Genomic DNA, 23,814 nt, shown 5'->3' with positions numbered 1-23,814 from the left:
CCTTTTACCTTAAGATATGTCAGACGTAGCAGCAATTGAAAAATTAGTAAGTAAGCAAAAGCAATTAAAACAAGAAATTGCTAAAGTTATTGTAGGTCAAGACGATGTAGTCAATCAAATTGTATTGAGTATTTTTTCTGGCGGACATGCATTGTTAGTAGGAGTTCCAGGATTGGCGAAAACGTTAATGGTGAATACTATTTCTGAAGCATTAGGGTTGCATTTTAAGCGCATACAGTTTACTCCAGATTTAATGCCATCCGATATTTTAGGTAGTGAGATTTTAGATGAAACACGTAATTTTAAATTTATAAAAGGCCCGATTTTTTCAAATATTATTTTGGCTGATGAAATTAACAGAACGCCACCAAAAACCCAAGCTGCATTACTAGAAGCCATGCAAGAAAAATCGGTTACAGTTGCTGGACAAAGTTTTAAATTAGATTTGCCTTTTTTTGTGTTAGCTACTCAAAATCCAATTGAGCAAGAAGGAACGTATCCGTTGCCTGAAGCACAATTAGATCGTTTTATGTTTGCCATAAATTTAGATTATCCTACATTTGAAGAAGAAGTACAAGTAGTGAAAGCTACAACTTCAGATATTAAAACAACAATAAATCCACTGTTTACTGCAGAAGAAATTATTTCTTATCAAAATTTAATTAGAAAGATTCCTGTTACAGATAACGTAATTGAATATGCTGTAACATTGGTTTCAAAAACCCGACCAAATAATCCTTTAGCGCCTGATTTAGTTAAAAATTATTTAGATTGGGGAGCAGGTCCTCGCGCGTCTCAAAATTTAATCTTAGCAGCAAAAACTAATGCCGCTATTAATGGAAAATTCTCTCCAGATATTGAAGACGTTCAAGCAGTAGCATTCGGGATTTTACGCCACAGAATTGTAAAAAACTACAAGGCAGATGCGGAAGGAATCTCTGAAGAAGCTATCATCAGAAAATTATTTTAAGACTACTGTGTTTTGCTAATTTGGCAAAATTCACTATGGTTTTTTTTGAATTTCTTAGTTTAAGTTACTTAAATTAAGAATTCTTAAATTATCACTTCTTTTTTGTTTTATTTTTGAATTAAATTCATTAAAATAGAATAATTACAAATAAAAATTCCGGTAATATCGTTTTTTATTATAAATTTTTTAATCTAAAAAGAATTGGTTAAATTTGTATCAATTTTAAAAACAGATTAAATAAATTATCATAATAATTTTGATATGGAAACAAATATTTATAAAGAGTACATCAAAGAAATTGAAGAACGAAAAGGCCAAGGATTACATCCAAAACCTATTGATGGTGCTGAACTTTTGAAAGAAATCGTTGCTCAAATAAAAGATGTTACAAACGAAAACAGACAAGATTCACTTTCGTTTTTTATCTATAATACATTGCCAGGAACAACAAGTGCAGCAGTTGAAAAGGCTAATTTTTTAAAGGAGATTATTCTTGGTGAATCTGTAGTAAATGAAATTACGCCTAAATTCGCTTTTGAATTATTATCTCACATGAAAGGCGGGCCCTCAATAAAAGTGTTATTAGACTTAGCTTTAGGTACTAATATTGATATTGCGAATGACGCTGCGGCTGTTTTAAAAACGCAAGTTTATCTTTATGATGCCGATACAGATCGTTTAAAAAGTGCTTACCAAAACGGAAATAGTATTGCAAAAGAAATTTTGGAGAGCTACGCAAAAGCAGAATTTTTCACAAAACTTCCAGAAATAGCTGAAGAAATTAAAGTAGTAACTTATATTGCCGGTGAAGGTGATATTTCTACAGATTTACTTTCTCCAGGTAATCAAGCACATTCTCGTTCAGATAGAGAATTACATGGTAAATGTATGATTACACCAAAAGCGCAAGAAGAAATTAAAGCTTTACAAGCACAACATCCAGATAAAAGCGTTATGCTAATTGCCGAAAAGGGAACTATGGGTGTGGGATCATCTCGTATGTCGGGCGTTAATAATGTAGCACTTTGGACAGGTAAGCAAGCCAGTCCTTACGTTCCTTTTGTGAATTTTGCGCCAATTGTTGCAGGAACAAACGGAATTTCTCCAATTTTTCTTACAACTGTAGATGTAACGGGTGGAATTGGTTTAGATTTAAAAAACTGGGTTAAAAAGACGGATTCAAATGGAGAAGTTATTCGTAATGAAAGTGGTGATCCAATTTTAGAAGAAGTGTATTCTGTAGCAACAGGAACAGTTCTTACCATAAATACAAAAACAAAAAAATTATATAATGGCGATAAAGAATTAATTGATGTTTCTAAAGCCTTCACACCTCAAAAATTAGAGTTTATTAAAGCGGGTGGTTCTTACGCAATTGTTTTTGGGAAGAAAATTCAAACTTTTGCAGCTGAAACATTAGGAATTGAAGCGCCTTTAGTATATGCGCCTTCAAAAGAAATCTCAATTGATGGACAAGGTCTTACCGCAGTTGAAAAAATCTTCAATAGAAATGCTGTTGGAACGATTTCTAAAAAAGTATTGCATGCAGGTTCAGATGTTCGTGTTGAAGTTAATATTGTAGGTTCTCAAGATACCACAGGATTAATGACGGCTCAAGAATTAGAATCTATGGCTGCTACCGTTATTTCTCCAATTGTTGATGGAGCGTATCAATCAGGTTGCCATACCGCTTCAGTTTGGGATAAAAAAGCTCAAGCAAATATTCCTAAATTAATGAAGTTTATGAACGATTTCGGATTAATTACGGCTCGTGATCCAAAAGGGGTATACCACGCCATGACAGATGTTATTCATAAAGTTCTAAACGATATTACTATAGACGAATGGGCCATTATTATCGGTGGAGATTCGCACACACGTATGTCTAAAGGTGTAGCTTTCGGAGCTGATTCAGGTACAGTAGCTTTAGCGCTGGCAACAGGAGAAGCGTCAATGCCAATTCCAGAATCTGTAAAAGTAACTTTTAAAGGTGTAATGAAACCGTATATGGATTTCCGTGATGTGGTTCACGCAACTCAAGCACAAATGTTGCAACAATTTGGTGGTGAAAATGTGTTCCAAGGTAGAATTATTGAAGTGCATTTAGGCACGCTTACTGCTGATCAGGCCTTTACATTTACAGATTGGACTGCAGAAATGAAGGCAAAAGCATCAATTTGTATTTCTGAAGATGATACGTTAATTCAATCTTTAGAAATAGCAAAAGGAAGAATTCAAATTATGATTGATAAAGGTATGGACAATCATAATAAAGTGCTTCAAGGATTAATTAATAAAGCAAATAAACGAATTGCAGAAATTAAATCGGGTGAAAAACCTGCTTTAAGACCAGATACTAATGCAAAATATAGCGCAGAAGTTATAGTAGATTTAGATGTGATTGCAGAACCTATGATTGCAGATCCAGATGTAAACAATAAAGATGTTTCTAAAAGATATACGCACGATACGATTCGTCCTTTATCTTTTTATGGAGGAAACAAAAAAGTCGATTTAGGATTTATTGGATCTTGTATGGTGCATAAAGGAGATATGAAAATTTTGGCTCAAATGCTTAAAAATGTGGAAGCACAAAAAGGAGAAGTTAAATTTAATGCACCTTTAGTAGTGGCTCCACCAACGTATAATATTGTTGACGAATTAAAAGCAGAAGGCGATTGGGAAGTGTTACAAAGATATTCTGGTTTCGAATTTGATGACAATGCTCCAAAAGCTGCAGCGCGTACAGAATACGAAAATATGTTATACTTAGAGCGTCCAGGTTGTAATCTTTGTATGGGTAACCAAGAAAAAGCTTCAAAAGGAGATACCGTAATGGCTACTTCTACACGTTTATTCCAAGGAAGAGTTGTGGAAGATGCAGAAGGTAAAAAAGGAGAATCCTTACTTTCTTCCACTCCAGTTGTGGTATTATCAACAATTTTAGGGAGAACACCAACAATCGAAGAATACCAAAAAGCAGTAGAAGGAATCAACTTAACAAAGTTTGCGCCTTCGCATAAATTATTAACGAATTAATTTATACTTTATATAAACGAAAAACGCCAAGTGAAAGCTTGGCGTTTTTTTATTTAATAATTTATGAAAAACTATTGCGTTTTCATCTTTTTATATTTCATTACAATCTTAATCAACCAAAATAAATGTAATATAACAATTGGTAATACGATTAGTACTTGGACTTTTCCAAGAATATATGCCAAATAAATCAGCGTAAAACCAATGCATATTTGCCCAAATAAAATGATTTTTGAAGTATTATTTTTCCAATAGAAAAAAGCAAACAGCAACAATAACGGATTAAATAACATGATATTGTAATTCCATAAAATTTCTTCGTGTAGTGAAAAAAAGCCCACTAAACTGAAAAAAATACCTAAGAATCCTGCAAAAATAAAATAGGTAATTTGAATACTTTTTTTGTTTATTAAAATCAAAATTACAATCGCAGCTAATAAAGAATATATAGAATTTATATAGGAAAACGGCTTTGTAATGGTTTCTTTATTTAAAATTTCAGCAGGTTTTGCGATTTTTTTTCCGTTTTGAGTAGCTGTATTTAATACTTTTTCAAATTCTAAAGGTAAAAATAGGCGAGTAGCAGGTTGATCAACTTTAGTTCCAAAAATAATTTGAATCCCTAATTTCATATAAAAATCGGACATATATGGATACAAAATTTCTCTATAACTTAGTTCTGGTTTTGTTTGTTTTAAAATTTCTTGACCTAATATTTTATTGATTTTATCTACAACCATTGTTGTACAATTTTTATCAATAAATTTATAGGTATAAAAACGTTCTTCGGAAGTTAAACTACTATTAAGTTCATTCAAAAGTTGTTGTTTTTGTGCAGTGGTTAAATTCAATTCTTGTGAGACAATACTTCTGCCGTCTAATTTGTAATTGTATTCAAAATCGTAGTAATTTTCACTAGTTACAAAATATTGTAAATCACCTTTTACGAATTTCATTATAAAATTGGGTGTTGTAAAATCAAAAGCACCATAATTATACACCACATCAATTTGATTTACATTATCTGTAATTCGAATTCCAGTGTGTCCATACATCGCGTAAGAAACAGGTGCCGTTCCGCAAGTTAAAATACTAACTTCAGCATTGTCGGATAAAATTACGTTTTGCGAAAAACTAATAATGGGAAGTAATAAGAATAGTATTTTTTTTAGCATATTAATTGTTTTTTGAAGACTATTAAAAGTCTAATATCTATATTATCAAAAAATTATCTTCTAAAAATTCCTAAATCCACTTTTATAGAAAACACATTAGAATATAATGCAGCACTTTGATTACCTAAATCAGTTAAGGCGTAATCTACTTGAATACCTTTGTATTTAAATCCTAAACCAAAATTGGGTTGAAAACTCACTTTATTTGTATTGTCAATTTGTGTAATTTGTTGAAAATTCCCAACACCAGCTCGTAGAAAAGCCAAATCAATATAGCCAAATTCAAATCCAACAGCAGGACTAATACTTACCATACTAGTAGAAATGATGTCATTTGTTTGTGCAAATTCCATATTTAAATTGGCTGCTGTTGTTAAGGTATAATCGTAATGAAATTCGAATTTTTTTGACAATCCAAATTGTGCTTTTGGTAACGTAATTTCACTGCTTTCTGGTAATTCTTGGTTTTCACCAGGAACCGCATTTTTTATTTTCTCATATTCTTCTTCGTTTATGGTCCAAGTGTTGTATGTTGTGGTGATATCACGTAACATTAAACCAAATTTCCAATCGTTTTTATTTTGAAATTGTAATCCTACATCAAATCCAAAACCCCATGAGGAGGCAAAATCGCCAATAATTCTTCGAATTACTTTTGCATTCACCCCATAATTAAAACCTTGTACTGGTAATTTTCGGGCGTATGAAAACGTTACACCATAATCGGCAGTAGAAAAAAGAGAAATTCTGTTATAATCAATATTACCCTGATTGTCAATCAATTGAGTGGTATTTAAAATGTCATCCACACCAAAACGTATTAAAGAAATTCCCCAAGCGCTTCGGTCGTCAATAGGCATAGCAAAACCAGCGTAATCATAATGAGCAATATTGGCAAAATAATTTGCGTGCATTAAAGCCATTTGTTTGTCTTCCAATTGTAAAATCCCAGCAGGATTCCAATATCCTGAATTCACATCGGAAGTTTGTGCGGTTACCGCATTACTCATTCCTAAAGCAGCAGCATCCACACCAATGTTTAAAAATTCATTGGAATATTTACGTATAGTCTGTGCGAAAAATGACGTAGAAGTCAAAAGCACGAGGGTTACAATTATTTTTTTCAAACCATTTAAATCTTACAACAAATATCATAATTTCTTATTTAATAAACTCAAATTCTTTCAATTTATTGTTTACATTTGCTATAGAAAATTCATAGTAAAGAAAAACATCACTTCATGAGCATAAAAAATCACATTCCAAATACCATCACTTTGTTGAATTTATTTGCGGGTTTACTGGCTTTAATTCACGCATTTAACGGTAATTATAATGAAGCTTTTTCATTGGTTTGTTTAGGTATTTTCTTTGATTTTTGGGATGGTTTCTTTGCCAGAATTTGGAAAGTTCAAAGTCCAATTGGCTTACAATTAGATTCTTTAGCAGATATGGTTACCAGTGGCGTGGTGCCAGGATTGGTAATGTACAAAATGCTTGGCGATATTCAGGAAAACCAATCACAATATAATTTAACAGAAGACACGTATTATATGGGTGTTGTACCTTATTTAGGATTTTTAATCACTTTAGCATCTTGTTACAGATTGGCAAAATTTAATGTAGATACGCGTCAAACGGATTCTTTTATTGGTTTGCCAACACCAGCAAATGCTTTGTTAATTATGAGTATTCCAATGATTCAGTTTCATTCAGAATTTGAATGGTTGGTTGATTTTTTAAGTAATCCATTCGTATTAGTTGGAGTTACAGTTTTAAGTTCGTATTTACTAAACGCAGAAATACCTTTATTTTCTTTAAAAGTAAAAAGTTTCAGCTGGGAAAAATATAAAATGCAAGTCGTTTTTATGATTATTTCGGTTATTTTAATTGCGATTTTTGAATTCATTGCGATTCCAATTATCATTTTACTATATGTGGTTTTATCAATTGTAAATAATACGATTCTTAAAAAAGTTTAATGGCAACCAGAAGAAAATACGCTTCTAAAAGAAAAAAACAGAATGTTATTAGTCCGAAATCTTTCAAATGGATTCTTGGACTTTTTTTGTTGTTATGTACGATTGTTTTCTTATATCAGAAAAAAGAGGTGTTTTTATATTATTTGGGATTTAAAACTAAAAACACCGAATTAACTGCAAATCAGAGAAAATTAGAAGATAAACGTATAAATGATATCGTAGCCAATCACGAGGGTAAAATTTTCGGCATTGATGTTTCTCAATATCAAGGTACAATTGATTGGGAAAATCTGGAAGCTATTGAAGAACAATTTGAAATTAAATTTGTTGTGGTTCGGGCTACAGCCGGAAGTAATAAAGTCGATTTGAAATTCAAGAAAAATTGGAAGAATTTAACCGCATCTACATATATTCAAGGTGCTTATCATTACTATCGTCCCGATGAAAACTCCACCGATCAAGCTAATAATTTTATTAAGAATGTCAAATTACGAAAAGGACATTTACCACCAATTTTAGATATCGAAAAAATGCCAAAAGGACAATCGATGACCAAACTTAAAGAAGGTTTGCAAAATTGGTTAACACTAGTAGAAAAACAGTACGGCGTGAAACCGATAATATATACGGGTGAAAAATATTTTGAAAATTTTTTACAACAAGATTTTCCAAATTATAAATTTTGGATAGCCAATTACAATCCTTGGAAAGAAAAAATTGAAGAGGAGTATTTAATGTGGCAATTTACCGAAAAAGCGCAACTTCACGGCATCAACGAGCTAGTAGATGTGAATGTTTTCAACGGAAATGTAGAAGATTTAAAGAAAGTGTGTATTAAATAATCCAATTTTTAGGTAAAAACGCCATTTGAAATAGGATTAAAAAAATAATTGCAATTAGTAATGCAACAGATTTTGAATTGGCAAAGTTAGTGGTCCAACCCATCCAACCCTCTCTTTTTGGGGGTAATAATCTTTCGTCTTCTGGATTGAAATAAAATACGCCAAATTTCCAATTATTTGGGTCTCTGCGCCAAGCTTCTGATTGTTCTTTTGAAGGATTTTTCATACGATAGGAATATGATTAGAAAATTACTTTTCTAACTCAACTTCTTTCGGAGCATTGAAGTCGATTTTTGTTTTTCTTAATTCGAAATTCTGACCTAAATATACACGTCTTACCATTTCGTCTTCTACTAATTCTTCAGGTTTTCCAGCCTTTAGAATTCCACCTTCAAACATTAAATAGGTTTTATCTGTAATGGCTAATGTTTCTTGCACATTATGGTCGGTTATTAAAATTCCGATGTTTTTGTTTTTTAATTGTGCTACAATTCTTTGAATGTCTTCCACAGCAACTGGGTCAACGCCTGCAAAAGGTTCATCTAATAAAATAAATTTTGGATCAGTTGCTAAACAACGTGCAATTTCTGTTCTTCTTCGTTCACCACCCGATAATAAATCGCCACGGTTTGTACGAATATGACCTAAAGAAAATTCTTCAATTAAACTTTCCATTTTCGCTTCTTGTTCCGCTTTGGTCAAATTTGTCAATTGTAAAACCGACAAAATATTGTCTTCTATACTCAATTTTCTAAAAACAGAGGCTTCTTGTGCTAGGTAACCAATCCCGTTTTGAGCCCTTTTGTACATAGGAAAATCGGTAATATTCATATCATCTAAATAAATATTTCCAGAATTTGGTTTTACTAAACCTACAATCATGTAAAAAGAAGTTGTTTTTCCAGCACCGTTTGGACCTAATAAACCCACAATTTCTCCTTGGTTCACTTCTACTGAAATGCCTTTTACTACACTTCTTTTTTTGTATGTTTTAACTAAATTTTCGGCTCTTAATTTCATGATTCTAATTTGAAAATTTGAAGATTAGAAAATGAGTCCATGCTCAAAACCAACCTAAGATAATATCAATAAACAAATAAAGTAAAAATAATCAATAGAAAAAATGAATTAACAAAGAATTAAATTTTCAAATTGATTAATTTTCAAATGGACTAATTATTTTCTAACGCTTCCCAAAACTCATAAGCTCTTCGCAAATGCGGAATTACGATTGTACCACCAACTAAAGTAGCAATACTCATAGCTTCCATCATTTCTGTTCTGTTTACTCCGTTTTTGTAGGCCGTTTCTAAATGATATTTAATGCAATCATCACAACGTAAAACTGCAGAAGCTACCAATCCTAATAATTCTTTAGTCTTAACATCTAAAGCACCTTCGCTGTATGCGTTGGTGTCTAAATTGAAAATTCTTTTTATTACTTTATTGTCATCTGCTAACAATTTTTCATTCATTTTATCACGATAGTCGTTAAACTCAGAAATTAAATCACTCATTATGTTGTGGTTATGGATTTGTTGTTTTTCTTAAAAATAAAAGCACTAATGAAAATACTAATTTCGTAAAGTATAATTAGCGGTATAGTTACTATAACTTGGCTAATTACATCTGGTGGTGTTACTATTGCGGCTATAATTAAGATAATTACATATGCCCATTTTCTATATTCTCTTAAAAAAGAAGGTGTTACTAATCCTAATGTAGATAAAAAATAAATTATTATAGGTAATTCGAAAATTAAACCAGTCGCTAAAGTAGTGGTTTTTACGGTTCCGATATAGGAATTTACATTAATGTCGTTTTTAATTACATCAGATACGGTAAATGTTGATAAAAAATTTAATGATAATGGTGTTAAAACAAAATAACCAAATAATACACCTAAAAAGAATAATAATGAGGAAATAAATATAAATTTTACCGCATTTCTTTTTTCTTTTTTATACAAAGCTGGACTAATGAAATTCCAAAACTGTAATAATATATATGGAAAACTAATGATAAATCCTGCTGTAATACACGTCCAAACTAATAAAGATATTTGTCCTTCAATTTCGGTATTTTGAATGCTGAAATTTAATGTAGTGTCGCAAAAACTTTTGTCTAAATCGTATTTGTTTGCCAAATCACAAAAAAACTGATAGGTAATAAAATCACCTTTCATAGGTCCGAAAATAATAGTCTTAAAAATAAAATCGTTAAAAAACCAAGCTATGGCACCACCTGTTAAAATAGCCGCAGAACTTCTTACTAACAACCATCTTAATTCCTCCAGATGATCTAAAAAAGTCATTTCGTTAATGTTTTTTTTGTTCTTTTTTGCCATTAATTTTTTATTGCCATTAATTGATTATTATTTCTTAAACACGACTTTTTGTCTATGATCTTTAGTCTTTTATCTATAATCTATTTAAACAATTCCTTCTTTTAAAATATCATGAACATGCAATACGCCTTTGTAGCTTCCATTATCAATCACCATCAATTGTGTAATTTTATTATCTTCCAATACATCTAAAGCGTCAGCAACCAAAACCGTTGAAGCAATTGATTTTGGATTTTTTGTCATAATATCTTGAGCAGTTAAATCTGAAAAATTATCTCTATCTGTCAACATTCTTCTTATGTCACCATCTGTAATAATTCCGATTACAACCCCATTTTCAACAACAGCGGTAACGCCTAATCGTTTTTCGGAAATCTCCATAATTACTTTTTTTATAGAAGCACTTGGAGCTACTTGTGGCGCGTGTGTAGTGTCTAACATATCTTTTACACGCAATAGTAGTTTTTTGCCCAAGGCACCACCTGGATGATATTTAGCAAAATCTTCTGCCTGAAAATTTCTTAATTTCATCAAACAAACGGCAATAGCATCGCCTAAAACCAATTGCGCAGTAGTACTATTTGTAGGTGCTAAACCAAGTGGACAGCTTTCATCATCTACATGTGCCAATAAAACTAAATCGGAAGAAGTAGCTAAAAATGAACTTGGATTAGCTGTCATTCCAATTAATGTAGTGCCAAAATTTTTGATAATTGGCGCCAAAACTTTAATTTCGGGGCTATTTCCGCTTTTTGAAATGCATAAAACAAGATCGCCATTTTGAATCATTCCTAAATCGCCATGAATGGCTTCTGCAGCATGTAAAAATATAGATGGTGTTCCCGTAGAATTTAATGTAGCTACAATTTTCTGAGCAATAATGGCACTTTTTCCAATTCCAGTTACGACTAATCTTCCTTTAGATTCAAAAATAAGTTGTACAGTTTTGGCAAAATCTTCTGTAAGATATTGAGTAAGTTTCGCAATACTTTCGCTTTGTGATAGTATAGATTGCTTTGCGTTTTCTAAGATAGTTTCTGTTGTATTCAAAATTAAATGAATTATATTTTTGTTTTTAAAGAATAGTTGTATCTTTATGATTGCAAATTTAGACAAAATTCAAATAATAATTGTCAAAATTATGTGTTTATAAGTCCAACCCATTATTTCATGAAAGAACAGAATATAGATTTATACAAAGAGTTAAAAAAATACTTTGGATTTTCTCAATTTAAAGGATTACAAGAAAAAGTAGTTACAAGTATTATTTCTGGTAATAACACTTTTGTAATTATGCCAACTGGTGGTGGTAAATCATTATGTTATCAATTACCTGCATTGGTTTTAGACGGAACGGCTATTGTGGTTTCTCCGCTTATTGCTTTAATGAAAAATCAAGTGGATGCCATTAGAAGTATGGGGTCAGATGTTGGTGTTGCTCATGTATTAAATTCTTCGTTAAACAAAACTGAAGTAAATCAGGTTAAAGCAGACATTTTATCTGGAAAAACTAAAATGCTTTATGTAGCTCCGGAATCATTAACAAAAGAGGATTACATTCAGTTTTTAAAAACTGTAAAAATATCATTTGTAGCCATTGATGAAGCACATTGTATTTCTGAATGGGGACATGATTTTAGACCAGAATACAGAAATTTAAGAAGTATTATTAAGCAATTAGGTGATGTGCCAATTATTGGACTTACCGCAACGGCTACGCCTAAAGTACAAGAAGATATCTTGAAAAATTTAGATATGCCGAATGCCAATACGTTTAAAGCTTCTTTTAACCGACCAAATTTATATTACGAAATACGACCGAAAACAAAAAATGTTCAAGGTGATATTATACGATTTATTAAGCAACACAAAGGAAAATCAGGAGTTATCTATTGCTTAAGTAGAAAAAAAGTGGAAGAAATTGCTCAAGTTTTACAAGTAAATGGAATTTCCGCAGTGCCTTATCATGCAGGTTTAGATGCGAAAACACGTGCCAAGCATCAAGATATGTTTCTTATGGAAGATGTTGATGTAGTTGTTGCAACCATTGCTTTTGGTATGGGTATCGACAAACCAGATGTGCGATTTGTAATTCATCACGACATTCCAAAATCATTAGAGAGTTATTATCAAGAAACAGGTAGGGCTGGTAGAGATGATGGCGAAGGAATTTGCTTGGCCTATTATTCCTATAAAGATATTGAAAAACTAGAAAAATTCATGTCTGGAAAGCCAATTGCTGAACAAGAAATTGGTTATGCTTTATTACAAGAAGTGGTAGCGTATGCAGAAACTTCTATGTCAAGAAGAAAATATTTACTTCACTACTTCGGAGAAGAATTTGACGAAGTTAATGGAGAAGGTGCAGATATGGACGATAATGTTCGAAATCCAAAAGTTAAAACTGAAGCTCAAAATCAGATTGTTACTTTGCTTGAAGTAATTATCGATACGAAACAGTTATTTAAATCTAAGGAAGTTATATTGGCTTTAGTAGGTAAAATTAATGCCATTATTAAAGCACAAAAAATAGATGCATTAAAGACTTTTGGTAGTGGTGCCGCTCATGACGAAAAGTATTGGATGGCATTAATTCGTCAGGTTTTAGTGGCGGGATTAATTTCAAAAGACATAGAAAGTTATGGTGTTTTAAAAGTAACTCAAGCTGGAAATGAGTTTATTGCCAAACCGTATTCATTTATGGTGGCAGAAGATCATGAATTTAGCGAAGAAGAAGATGAAAATATTATTGCCGCAGCAAAAGCTACAGGTACCGCCGATATAGTATTAATGTCAATGCTTAAAGACTTACGAAAAAAAGAAGCCAAAAAGAACAATGTTCCTCCTTTTGTAGTATTTCAAGATCCTTCTTTAGAGGATATGGCGCTAAAATACCCAATTACAATTGAAGAATTAAGTAATGTTCACGGAGTAGGAGAAGGTAAAGCAAAAAAATTCGGAAACCCGTTTATTGAATTGATTTCAAGATATGTAGATGAAAACGATATTATTCGCCCAGATGATTTAGTGGTGAAATCTACAGGAGCCAATTCCATAAATAAATTGTACATTATTCAAAATATAGATAGAAAATTAGCCTTAGATGATATAGCTTCCGCTAAAGGTTTAAAATTTGACGATTTGCTTAAAGAAATGGAACAAATTGTGTTTTCTGGAACCAAATTAAATATCAAATATTGGATTGATGAAATTTTAGATGAAGAGCAGCAAGAAGAAATTCACGATTATTTTATGGAATCTGAATCAGACAACATAGAAAACGCATTAAAAGAATTTGACGGTGAATATGATACTGAAGAATTGCGTTTGATGCGAATTAAATTTATAAGTGAAGTAGCGAATTAAAAATGTAGTCAAAAGTCGAACGTCATAAAGTAACTTATGGATTTACTTTCGACTTTAAGACTTTCGACTTTCGACTAAATAAACTTCTCCTCGATGAGGCCGTAAGGCATCTCTAAAAGCAATCATATCGGCTTCTTCTACCACTAAATAAGCAATAGCGTACATTTCATTAAAAATTTCAAAGCCAGTAATTTTTAGCTTGTAATTTTCTTTATCTAAAAATTCTTTCAAATGAATTTCATGATGTTCCGCTGTTTTAGCAGCAGCTTGTCCTCGAAAATCCCAAATTAGTTTAATTTGTCTCATTCAGCAAAGTTACAAATCATTTTAGCACTTTTCAAATTGATTTCTATTCCATAATTAAATTCGTACTTTTGCTTAATAATTTAAGTTTATAATTAATGCCTCGCGAACTACTTATTCAAGTTTCTCCAGAAATGGCCAATAACGAACAAATGTTATATCAATATGTTTCTAAATTGGTGCAAACTTCCGTATTCGATTTACAAAAAATTGTGATACTCAAACGTTCTATTGATGCGCGTCAAAAAGCTATAAAATTCAATTTAAAACTAAATATTTATTTTAAAGATGAAGTATTTACTGAATCTAAAATAGAACTGCCCAATTATCCAAACGTTTCGAATAAGCAAGAAGTTATTGTTATTGGTGCAGGACCTGCAGGTTTATTTGCAGCTTTACAATTAATAGAATTAGGATTAAAACCAATAGTTGTAGAACGAGGTAAAGATGTTCGAGGCAGACGTAGAGATTTAAAAGCCATAAATGTTGACGGAATTGTTAATGCCGATTCCAACTATTGTTTTGGGGAAGGCGGCGCAGGAACGTATTCGGATGGAAAATTATATACACGATCAAAAAAACGTGGCGATGTAGATAGAATTTTAAAATTGTTAGTAGCTTTCGGTGCAACAGATGAAATTTTAGTAGAAGCACATCCACATATAGGAACTAATAAATTACCTCAAATTATTCAAGATATTCGAGAGAAAATTATCGAATGTGGCGGACAAGTTTTGTTTGAAACTCGAGTTACCGATATTTTAGTTAAAAATAATGAAGTTGACGGAATTGTAACTCAAAAAGGAGAAACGATTTATGCTAAAAAAATTATTTTAGCAACAGGACATTCTGCTCGTGATATTTTTGAATTGCTTCATAAAAAAGATATTTTTATTGAAGCAAAACCATTTGCATTAGGTGTTCGAGCAGAACATCCACAAGAGTTGATTGATAAAATTCAATATTCATGCGATTACCGTGGCGAATTTTTACCACCTTCACCTTATTCCATTGTAAAACAAGTTAGTGGACGTGGTATGTACTCATTTTGTATGTGTCCAGGCGGCGTAATTGCGCCTTGTGCCACTGCTGATGGTGAAGTGGTTACAAATGGTTGGAGTCCAAGTAAACGAGATCAAGCCACTGCCAATTCTGGAATTGTAGTCGAATTGCGTTTGGAAGATTTTAAGCCTTTTGAAAAATTTGGACCTTTAGCAGGAATGGAATTTCAAAAAGCTATTGAACAAAAAGCATGGCAATTAGCTGGAAAATCACAAAAAGTTCCCGCTCAAAGAATGATTGATTTTACACAAGCTAAAGTTTCGGCAGCCATCCCAAAAACCTCATATGTTCCTGGTACCACATCTGTAGAATTAGGTGAAGTTTTTCCGACGTTTTTAACACAAACGCTGCGCGAAGGTTTTTCTGCCTTCGGAAAAGCCATGAAAGGTTATTTTACTAATGATGCCATTTTGCATGCGCCAGAAAGTAGAACATCCTCACCCGTTCGAATACCAAGAGATAATAATACATTAGAACACGTTCAAATCAAAGGATTGTATCCTTGCGGAGAAGGCGCGGGTTACGCAGGTGGAATTATTTCTGCCGCCATTGATGGTGAAAAATGTGCTTTAAAAATTGCAGAAGCATTGAAAGTTTAAAAAGCATATCTTTTTTAGGTAAAAAATTAATTATGACATTAAAAGGACAAAATATTCATTTACGAGCTCTCGAACCCGAAGATTTAGATTTTCTATACGAAATAGAAAACAACGAATTTATTTGGGAAGTAAGCAATACGCAAACACCCTACAGTAAATGGGTATTGAAGCACTATTTAGAAAACGCACATCTGGATATTTATGAAGCCAAACAGTTACGATTGGTAATAGTTTTTTTAGAAACCAACGAAAAAGTCGGATGCATAGATTTATTTGATTTTGATGCGAAAAATAGTCGTGCTGGAATTGGAATTATTATTTCAGAAAACTTTAGAAATCAAGGTATTGGAAAAGAAACCTTGCAATTGATTACAAATTATGCTTTCACGCATTTAAATTTACATCAATTATTTGCAAATATTACTGTAAATAATGAAGCTAGTTTACAGCTTTTTAGTAATTTTGGATTTCAAAAAATAGGAATTAAAAAAGATTGGTGCAAAATAAATGGTACTTTCGTAGATGAGGTACTTTTTCAATTCATAAACGAAAAATAAAAATCTTGGAAGCAAAAAAATTATTCTTAAGGATCATTAGTGTAGGGGCTGCAATACTAATAATTAGTGGTGGATACGTAATTAATAAAGCATTTACTGGAAATACAAAATTTGAAGAAGAGGAAGTATTTGTATATGTTCCAACGGATTCAAAATACGAAGATGTAAAGAAAATTTTAGCGCCTTATATTGAAAATCAAGCTAAAATAGATTGGGTAGCATCAAAAAGAGACTATGATTCAAATGTAAAAGCGGGTAAGTTTTTATTAAAAAAAGGCATGAGTAGTTTTAGTATTGTTCGTGCGTTGCGATTGAATATTCCTGTAAAATTAGCCTTCAATAATCAAGAAAAAGTACAAGATTTATTTGTTCGAATTGCTTCGCAAATTGAACCAGATACTACAAAATTGAAAGAAATTTTCACAAATGATACTTTTCTACAAGAAAATGGTTTAAATAAAGATAATGTAATGTCGTTTTTTATTCCAAATAGCTACGAATTTTATTGGAATATTTCTCCTGAAGAATTTGCAGAAAAACTTACAAAAGAATATAAAAGATTTTGGAATGATGGCAGATTAGCGAAAGCGAAAGCTTTAAACTTAACGCCAGCTCAAGTATATACATTAGCTTCAATTGTTCATAAAGAAACGGCAAAAGCAGATGAAAGACCAAAAGTAGCGGGCGTTTATTTGAATAGATTATTTAAAAATATGCCATTACAAGCCGACCCGACTGTAATTTTTGCTTTAAAACAAAAATCTAATGATTGGAACTTAGTAGTAAAGCGTGTAATGCACAACGATTTAATAGTAAACTCTCCTTACAATACATATAAAAACACGGGTTTGCCGCCAGGCCCTATTTTTATGCCAGATGTTTCGGCAATTGATGCAGTTTTAAATCCAGAAAAACACAATTACTTATATTTCTGTGCCAGTGTAGAAAAATTTGGTTATCACGAATTTGCAACAGATTATAATGCGCATTTAAAAGTGGCTGCTAAATATGCAGATTGGGTAAAAAAGCAGAATTATAAAAGATAATACTTAGTGTAAATTACAAAAAGGTGTAGAATGTATAATTTTACACCTTTTTTTATTTTCATTACTTTCTTTTTTTATCTTTATCAAAACTATACTTTATATGGAAAATAAAACTGAATTTAAAAAAGAATTGGGATTGTTAAATGCAACTAGTTTAGTGGCAGGTTCAATGATAGGTTCTGGAATATTTATTGTAACCTCAATAATGGCTCGAGATATTGGTGGTGCGGGTTGGATTTTATTAGCTTGGATTTTAACAGGGTTTCTAACGCTTGCCGCAGCATTAAGTTATGGCGAATTAGCCGGTATGATGCCAAAAGCGGGAGGGCAATATGTATATATTCAGCGTGCGTATGGCAAAATGATGTCGTTTTTATACGGTTGGACAGTATTTACAGTGGTTCAAACGGGAGTAATTGCAGCTGTAGCAGTTGCTTTCGCTAAATACACGGCTATTTTTTTTCCAACTTTAAGTGAGAATGTATTAGAAATTGGGACTTATAAAATTCAATATCAACAACTATTAGCTATATTGAGTATTGTTATACTAACAATAATTAATAATCAAGGTGTAAAAACAGGAAAAAATCTGCAATTTATTTTTACTGCGGCTAAATTGTTTGCTCTTTTTGCATTAATTGTTTTTGGTTTATATATTGGATTGCAATCCGATACTTTAGCTTCTAATTTTACAGATATGTGGGCCGCTTCAAAAACAACAATTGTTGATGGCAAAATCACAACAGAAGTATTAACTGGCTTTGCAATAATCGGTATGTTGGGTTTTACTATGATTAATTCATTATTTTCTTCTGACGCTTGGAATAATATTACGTTTATAGCTGGAGAAATTAAAGAGCCACAGAAAAACATCCCCAAAAGTTTATTTTTAGGAACTCTAATAGTTACAATAATTTATTTATTAGCCAATTTGGCTTATTTTTCATTATTACCATTAGATGGAAATCCATTAGCAAATGACTTTTTAGGGCAAGGTATTAAATATGCTAATGAAGATAGGCTAGGAGCAAGCGCTGCTTCTGTTATATTTGGAAACGCAGGCGTTTTTATAATGGCAGGTTTAATTATGATTTCTACTTTTGGTTGTAATTCGGGCCTTATATTAGCAGGCGGACGCTTGTTTTATGCAATGAGTAAAGACGGCTTGTTCTTTAAAAGCGCAGGAGAATTAAATAAAAATCAAGTACCAGAAAAAGCACTTTGGATGCAATGTATTTGGGCATCGATCTTATGTTTGTCTGGTAAGTATGGCGATTTACTAACGTATGCTACTTTTGCCAACTTATTATTTTATGTTTTAACAATTTATGGCATCTTCATACTTCGTAAACGAGAACCCGATGCGCCAAGACCATATAAAGCATTTGGTTACCCGTTTGTGCCAATTTTATATATAATACTGATATCAATTATAAGTATTATATTATTAATTTATGATACTAAAAATACGGGCTTAGGCTTATTTATCGTATTACTAGGAATTCCAATTTATTATTTCACACAAAACAAATTAAACAGATAATTTAAATAAAAAAAAATCCGTTCCAAAATGTATTTGGGACGGATTCAATATTTTTTTACTAAATATTAATAATACACATAGCGTCTTACTTTGGCAATATATTTTGCCAATCGTATTACTTGATGACTATATCCATATTCGTTATCGTACCAAATATATAGTATTATGTTTTTTCCATCTCCAGAAACAATAGTGGCATTACTATCGTAAATAGAGGGCTGAGCGGTTCCAACAATATCTGAAGAAACCAATTCATTGTTTAAAGAATATTTTATTTGCTCTACTAAATTCCCTTCTAAAGCATAGGTTTTCATAATATTGTTTAATTCTTGTATAGATGTTGTTCTGCAAACCTCTAAATTCAATATTACTAAAGAACCATTTGGAACAGGAACACGTATTGCATTCGAAGTTAGTTTTCCTGCTAAACTTGGTAATGCTTTAGCTACGGCACTTCCAGCTCCGGTTTCCGTAATAACCATATTTAAACCCGCAGCTCTACCGCGACGGTATTTTTTATGCATATTATCTACCAAATTTTGGTCGTTTGTATAGGCGTGAATGGTTTCTAAATGTCCTTTTACTACTCCTAAAGTTTCTTCAACAACGGCTAAAATTGGTGTAATCGCATTTGTGGTACAGGAGGCCGCAGAGAAAATATGTACTTCATCTGGGTTATAATCCTCATGGTTTACTCCATATACGATATTTGGAACGCCTTTTCCTGGAGCGGTTAATAATACTTTATCTGCTCCTTTAGAGGTTAGGTGTCTTGCTAAAGCTTCTTCGGTTGTAAAAGCGCCCGTATTATCAATTACTAAAGCGTCATTAATTCCATAAGCGGTATAATCAATTTCTTCTGGAGAATTTGCTGTTATAATATGTACTGTAGTTCCGTTAATAATTAAGGCGTTGTTATCGGGATCGGCAACTACCGAGCCTTCAAAATCTCCATGTACTGAGTCGTATCGTAATAATGAGGCTCTTTTTTCTAATAAAATCGCATCATTTTTATCACGAGTTACAATCGCACGTAAACGTAATTGTTGTCCCTTACCAATTTTACTCATCATTTCGCGAGCTAATAAACGACCAATACGACCAAAACCATATAAAACAACATCTTTTGGTACAATTTCTGATGTGTCTTTTGCATATTTTAATTTGTCAATTACAAACGCTTTTGCGTCATTATATTTATCATCTTCTAAATGATATTCATAGGTTAATTTTCCAATATCTATTCGAGATGGTGGTAAATCTAAATTTTCTATAGCTCTTGCAATTTCTACGCTATCAAAAATATTGATTGGTTTTTCTACAAAAGCAACTGCATATTCGTGTAAGTTGATAATGTCAGAAACATTTCTGTCAATTAATTGATTTCTAAATAAGACCAATTCAATAGATTTGTCAAACCATAAATCGCTTATAATTTTTACAAATTCTACACACGCTTTTCTTCTGTCTGCCTGAAAAGCTACTTCTTTTTCGTAAATGGTGTTGTTGTTCATTAATATAAAGATTGTGTTACTAATTTCATGCAAAAGTATAGATTTCAATCGTTTTCGTAAAGTTTTTTATGATTTTTTTTCGAGTGATTTTTTAGATGAAAAACAAAAAAATTCGCAAAATAAATACTACTTTGCGAATTTTAAAATACATTTAGATTTTTATAAAAAGATGCGATACATCTGTCCGTTTTTTGCTATAATTTGATAACGAGTTTTTTCAGTTGTCTCTTTTTTGGCTAAATATGCAGATACACTTTCCATATCTACTGCTCGCATATTATCCACTTGTGTTACGATAGAACCTTTTAAATCTTCAGCATATTCCATGTAATCTTCATTGGTTACTTGTTTGATTTTTATGCCGCTTTTTAAATTAAATCGTTTTTTATCGTTGGCATCTAACTCTTCAAATTCAATTCCATTAAATTCGTAAGCAATCAATTCTTTTTTTGTTAATGGAACATTTAAAGCAAGGTTTTTTCCATCTCTTAACAAGGTAACTTTAACAATATCATTTGGTCTTTTTGTGTTGATAACCGTTGCCATCTCTGCGGATGAAGCAATTTTAGTATCATCTAATTTTAAAATTACATCTCCTTTTATTATGCCAACCTTTTCCGCACCAGAATTTTTATTGACTTTGTTTACGTAAAATCCTTCCGTTTGTTTAATTCCGTATTTTTTGGCAGCTTCTGCGTTTAATTCGCCGCCTTCAACACCTAAAATACCGCGTTGTACATTACCAAATTTCATTAAATCTTCAATAATCTTTTTAGTAATATTAGACGGAACGGCAAATGAATATCCTGCATAACTTCCTGTTGGTGAAGAAATCATTGTATTTATTCCAATCAATTCTCCATTTGTATTTACTAAAGCACCACCGCTATTTCCAGGGTTTACTGCTGCATCGGTTTGAATAAACGATTGAATACTTGCTTTATCTAAATTTCTAGCTTTTGCTGAAATAATACCTGCTGTTACAGTAGAATTCAATTGATACGGATTACCTACCGCTAAAACCCATTCCCCTACTTTAATATTATCAGAATTTCCAAAAACAATAAATGGTAACTTCTCATCAGCGTCTATTTTTAGTAAAGCAATATCCATTTTGCTATCTGTACCAATTAATTTTGCTTTGTACGCTTTGTTATTGTTTAAAGTTACTTCAAGCTCGTTAGCATCTTGTATTACATGATTATTGGTTACAATATAACCATCTTCTGAAACAATTACACCAGATCCAGTACCTATTTGTTCTTGTTGTTGTGTACCCCCTCCGTAAAAAAAGGATGCCCATGGATCTGTAAACGTTCGCACCGAAACATTTTTAACGTGTACTACACTATGAATGGCTTTTTCGGCACCAGTTGTAAAATCAATATTTTCAGCTCCGTTGTAACTTACCGCTTTGTTATAGTTTGGTGAAGTGGTAATAAATGAATCACTTTCATTTTTTCTGTTTTCAATGAATGTATAGGCACCCAAAGTAACGGCACCACTCATTAATGATACAATAAATAGACTTCCTAAATTTTTCATTTTGTTCATTTTTTTATTTTTTTACTCTGTAAATATAAATAGGTTTTTTAAATTATATTTTCGTTTAACGCACGATTAACAATGTTTAACATCTTTTTAGCATTTGAGCATTTCCTTTCAGGTCGGGCTTTTCGCTATATCTTTTTATTTTGTTCCTTTCGAGTGCCTCAAGGAACAAAATAAAAAGGATGCCGCTACAATCCCTAATGCAATTATCTGCAAAAAAATAAATATATTTGTACTATGCAAATACAATTTTACAAATACCAAGGAACAGGAAACGATTTTGTTATGATTGATAATCGTACAAACACTTTTCCCAAAAATAATACCAAACTAATTGAATTTTTATGCGACCGACGTTTTGGCATAGGAGGCGATGGTTTAATTTTATTAGAAAATCACGAAAAATACGATTTTACCATGGTGTATTACAATTCCGATGGTAGTACCAGTACTATGTGTGGTAATGGAGGACGATGTTTAGTTGCCTTTGCAAAACAATTAGGTATTATTGATAAGGAAGCTCATTTTGAAGCTTCAGACGGCTATCATTTTGCGAAATTTGAAGACAATTTAATTGCACTTCAAATGATAGATGTAACCGAAGTAAAACATTTTAATACCCATGTTTTTGTGTATACAGGATCGCCTCATCACGTGCAATTAGTTTCAGATTTAAAAGATTTTGATGTAAAAAATACAGGTAAAAAGTTAAGATACTCTGATCTGTATGACGCTTCGGGTTGTAATATAAATTTTGTTGAGCAAGAAAATACTGACACTTTTTCAGTCCGTACTTACGAACGAGGTGTGGAAGATGAAACGTTATCGTGCGGAACGGGTGCTACTGCCGTGGCAATTGCTATGCATGCTACTCATAAAACAGAAGCGAATCGTATTCATATTAATGTATTAGGCGGAAAGCTAATCATTAGTTTTGTGCTAGAAAATGATGAGTATAAAAATGTATTCTTAACAGGTCCTGCAGAATTGGTTTTTGCGGGTAGTATCGAAGTATAAGTTACTTTTAATAAGCAACAATTTCTTTATTCTGAAAATCATTTTCAATAATTCCGTCACGTAAGCGAATAATTCTATGCGCGTGAGCTGCAATATCTTCTTCGTGTGTTACTAAAATTACCGTATTTCCATTGGCATGAATTTCGCCAAATAATTTCATAATTTCTATGGAAGTTTTACTGTCTAAATTTCCTGTTGGTTCATCGGCTAAAATGATTGAAGGTTTGTTTACCAAAGCTCTTCCAACAGCCACACGCTGACGCTGTCCACCTGAAAGCTGATTTGGTTTATGATCCATTCTGTCTGCCAAGCCTACTTGTGATAAAACTTCTGTAGCACGTTTATTTCTTTCTTCTTTTGAAAAACCTGCATATACCATTGGTAATGCTACGTTGTCTAAAGCTGTTGTTCTGGGCATTAAGTTAAATGTTTGAAAAACGAAACCAATTTCTTTATTTCTAATTTCAGCTAATTCGTCATCGTGCATTTCACTAACCTGCTTTCCGTTTAAAATATAACTTCCTGAAGTTGGTGTGTCTAAACAACCTAAAATATTCATTAAAGTCGATTTTCCAGAACCAGATGGGCCCATAAGTGCCACATATTCCCCTTTATTTATTACTAAATCGATTCCTTTTAATACATTTACCGTTTCACTTCCTAATTGGAAATCACGTGTAATACCTTTAATGTCTATTATTGGAGTTTTCATAGTTTTCAGTCGCAGTTTTTAGTTTACAGTAATTACTACAATTCATAAGTAGTTGAAAACATGATTTTGTTACAACTTAATTCAAAAATCAATAACAATATCAATGACAAAAATCAATAACAATAACAATTACAAAAATCAATAACAATAACAATTATCAAATTTTATAAAATCCGTATAATCTTTGAA

General features: G+C 32.0%; 21 protein-coding genes. 10 read left to right on the top strand and 11 right to left on the bottom strand.

Annotation, left to right across the window (positions count from 1 at the left end; translation table 11 throughout):
• Positions 1 to 16: 16 nt before the first annotated feature.
• Positions 17 to 970 (top strand): AAA family ATPase, encoded by a 954-nt coding sequence (locus ABWP60_RS06030; RefSeq protein ID WP_353149954.1) that lies wholly within the window; start codon positions 17 to 19, stop codon positions 968 to 970.
• A 261-nt stretch (positions 971 to 1,231) separates the two neighbouring features.
• Positions 1,232 to 4,009, top strand: coding sequence for a bifunctional aconitate hydratase 2/2-methylisocitrate dehydratase (locus ABWP60_RS06025; protein ID WP_353149951.1), 2,778 nt, complete (start codon positions 1,232 to 1,234; stop codon positions 4,007 to 4,009).
• A gap of 71 nt (positions 4,010 to 4,080) precedes the next feature.
• On the opposite strand, the gene ABWP60_RS06020 is transcribed toward ABWP60_RS06025, so the two are convergent.
• On the bottom strand, positions 4,081 to 5,184 hold the full coding sequence (locus ABWP60_RS06020; protein WP_353149948.1) for a lipoprotein N-acyltransferase Lnb domain-containing protein: 1,104 nt from the start codon (positions 5,182 to 5,184) through the stop codon (positions 4,081 to 4,083).
• Between the two features lie 53 nt (positions 5,185 to 5,237).
• Positions 5,238 to 6,311 carry a putative type IX sorting system protein PorV2 gene (locus tag ABWP60_RS06015; protein WP_353149945.1) on the bottom strand — a complete coding sequence of 358 codons (1,074 nt, stop codon included), beginning with the start codon at positions 6,309 to 6,311 and terminating at the stop codon, positions 5,238 to 5,240.
• 114 nt (positions 6,312 to 6,425) lie between these two features.
• On the opposite strand from ABWP60_RS06015, the gene ABWP60_RS06010 reads away from it, so the two are divergent.
• Entirely contained in the window at positions 6,426 to 7,166 is a 741-nt protein-coding gene (locus ABWP60_RS06010) for a CDP-alcohol phosphatidyltransferase family protein (protein ID WP_353149942.1), read from the top strand.
• The gene (locus ABWP60_RS06005; RefSeq protein WP_353149939.1) at positions 7,166 to 8,008 is read left to right on the top strand and encodes a GH25 family lysozyme; all 843 of its coding nucleotides are present in this window, start codon (positions 7,166 to 7,168) and stop codon (positions 8,006 to 8,008) included. Before ABWP60_RS06010 ends, ABWP60_RS06005 begins: the two co-directional genes overlap by 1 nt.
• Here ABWP60_RS06005 and ABWP60_RS06000 read toward each other — a convergent pair.
• The 5 genes from ABWP60_RS06000 to ABWP60_RS05980 all read right to left on the bottom strand — a co-directional run bounded on the left by ABWP60_RS06000 (position 8,001) and on the right by ABWP60_RS05980 (position 11,405).
• Positions 8,001 to 8,234, bottom strand: coding sequence for a DUF5808 domain-containing protein (locus ABWP60_RS06000; protein WP_353149936.1), 234 nt, complete (start codon positions 8,232 to 8,234; stop codon positions 8,001 to 8,003). The two genes, ABWP60_RS06005 and ABWP60_RS06000, sit on opposite strands and share 8 nt — an antisense overlap.
• Positions 8,235 to 8,257: 23 nt before the next feature.
• Positions 8,258 to 9,028 (bottom strand): LPS export ABC transporter ATP-binding protein, encoded by a 771-nt coding sequence (lptB, locus tag ABWP60_RS05995; RefSeq protein ID WP_353149933.1) that lies wholly within the window; start codon positions 9,026 to 9,028, stop codon positions 8,258 to 8,260.
• A 152-nt stretch (positions 9,029 to 9,180) separates the two neighbouring features.
• On the bottom strand, positions 9,181 to 9,525 hold the full coding sequence (locus ABWP60_RS05990) for a carboxymuconolactone decarboxylase family protein (protein ID WP_353149930.1): 345 nt from the start codon (positions 9,523 to 9,525) through the stop codon (positions 9,181 to 9,183).
• The gene (gene tatC / locus ABWP60_RS05985) at positions 9,525 to 10,355 is read right to left on the bottom strand and encodes a twin-arginine translocase subunit TatC (protein WP_353149927.1); all 831 of its coding nucleotides are present in this window, start codon (positions 10,353 to 10,355) and stop codon (positions 9,525 to 9,527) included. The genes ABWP60_RS05990 and tatC overlap by 1 nt, the downstream gene beginning before the upstream one ends.
• A gap of 84 nt (positions 10,356 to 10,439) precedes the next feature.
• Complete coding sequence (locus ABWP60_RS05980; protein ID WP_353149925.1) at positions 10,440 to 11,405, bottom strand: KpsF/GutQ family sugar-phosphate isomerase; 966 nt, start codon at positions 11,403 to 11,405, stop codon at positions 10,440 to 10,442.
• 120 nt (positions 11,406 to 11,525) lie between these two features.
• Here ABWP60_RS05980 and recQ point away from each other — a divergent pair, with 120 nt between their 5' ends.
• Positions 11,526 to 13,721 (top strand): DNA helicase RecQ, encoded by a 2,196-nt coding sequence (gene recQ / locus ABWP60_RS05975; RefSeq protein WP_353149922.1) that lies wholly within the window; start codon positions 11,526 to 11,528, stop codon positions 13,719 to 13,721.
• 54 nt (positions 13,722 to 13,775) lie between these two features.
• Here recQ and ABWP60_RS05970 read toward each other — a convergent pair whose 3' ends face one another.
• On the bottom strand, positions 13,776 to 14,027 hold the full coding sequence (locus ABWP60_RS05970) for a hypothetical protein (protein WP_353149919.1): 252 nt from the start codon (positions 14,025 to 14,027) through the stop codon (positions 13,776 to 13,778).
• A gap of 95 nt (positions 14,028 to 14,122) precedes the next feature.
• On the opposite strand from ABWP60_RS05970, the gene ABWP60_RS05965 reads away from it, so the two are divergent.
• The 4 genes from ABWP60_RS05965 (at position 14,123) to ABWP60_RS05950 (ending at position 18,831) form a co-directional block, all read left to right on the top strand.
• Positions 14,123 to 15,685 (top strand): NAD(P)/FAD-dependent oxidoreductase, encoded by a 1,563-nt coding sequence (locus tag ABWP60_RS05965; protein WP_353149916.1) that lies wholly within the window; start codon positions 14,123 to 14,125, stop codon positions 15,683 to 15,685.
• Between the two features lie 29 nt (positions 15,686 to 15,714).
• Positions 15,715 to 16,242 (top strand): GNAT family N-acetyltransferase, encoded by a 528-nt coding sequence (locus ABWP60_RS05960; protein WP_353150229.1) that lies wholly within the window; start codon positions 15,715 to 15,717, stop codon positions 16,240 to 16,242.
• A 5-nt stretch (positions 16,243 to 16,247) separates the two neighbouring features.
• A complete protein-coding gene (gene mltG, locus ABWP60_RS05955; RefSeq protein ID WP_353149913.1) occupies positions 16,248 to 17,288 on the top strand; it encodes an endolytic transglycosylase MltG in 1,041 nt (346 codons plus the stop codon).
• Positions 17,289 to 17,388: 100 nt separating this feature from the next.
• Positions 17,389 to 18,831 (top strand): APC family permease, encoded by a 1,443-nt coding sequence (locus tag ABWP60_RS05950; protein ID WP_353149910.1) that lies wholly within the window; start codon positions 17,389 to 17,391, stop codon positions 18,829 to 18,831.
• A 65-nt stretch (positions 18,832 to 18,896) separates the two neighbouring features.
• Here ABWP60_RS05950 and ABWP60_RS05945 read toward each other — a convergent pair whose 3' ends face one another.
• Together ABWP60_RS05945 and ABWP60_RS05940 are read right to left on the bottom strand one after the other, a co-directional pair.
• Entirely contained in the window at positions 18,897 to 20,345 is a 1,449-nt protein-coding gene (locus ABWP60_RS05945; RefSeq protein WP_353149907.1) for a glyceraldehyde-3-phosphate dehydrogenase, read from the bottom strand.
• A 159-nt stretch (positions 20,346 to 20,504) separates the two neighbouring features.
• Entirely contained in the window at positions 20,505 to 21,890 is a 1,386-nt protein-coding gene (locus ABWP60_RS05940; protein WP_353149904.1) for a trypsin-like peptidase domain-containing protein, read from the bottom strand.
• 243 nt (positions 21,891 to 22,133) lie between these two features.
• Between ABWP60_RS05940 and dapF the strand changes: the two genes are divergently transcribed.
• On the top strand, positions 22,134 to 22,913 hold the full coding sequence (gene dapF / locus ABWP60_RS05935; RefSeq protein ID WP_353149902.1) for a diaminopimelate epimerase: 780 nt from the start codon (positions 22,134 to 22,136) through the stop codon (positions 22,911 to 22,913).
• A gap of 7 nt (positions 22,914 to 22,920) precedes the next feature.
• Here dapF and ABWP60_RS05930 read toward each other — a convergent pair whose 3' ends face one another.
• A complete protein-coding gene (locus ABWP60_RS05930) occupies positions 22,921 to 23,625 on the bottom strand; it encodes an ABC transporter ATP-binding protein (RefSeq protein WP_353149900.1) in 705 nt (234 codons plus the stop codon).
• Between the last annotated feature and the right edge of the window lie 189 nt (positions 23,626 to 23,814).

The sequence above is a fragment of the Flavobacterium sp. genome, from assembly GCF_040402895.1.
Lineage (GTDB): Bacteria > Bacteroidota > Bacteroidia > Flavobacteriales > Flavobacteriaceae > Flavobacterium.
The sequence above is the reverse complement of the archived record's forward strand: the minus strand, read 5'-3'. Positions and strand labels throughout refer to the sequence as shown.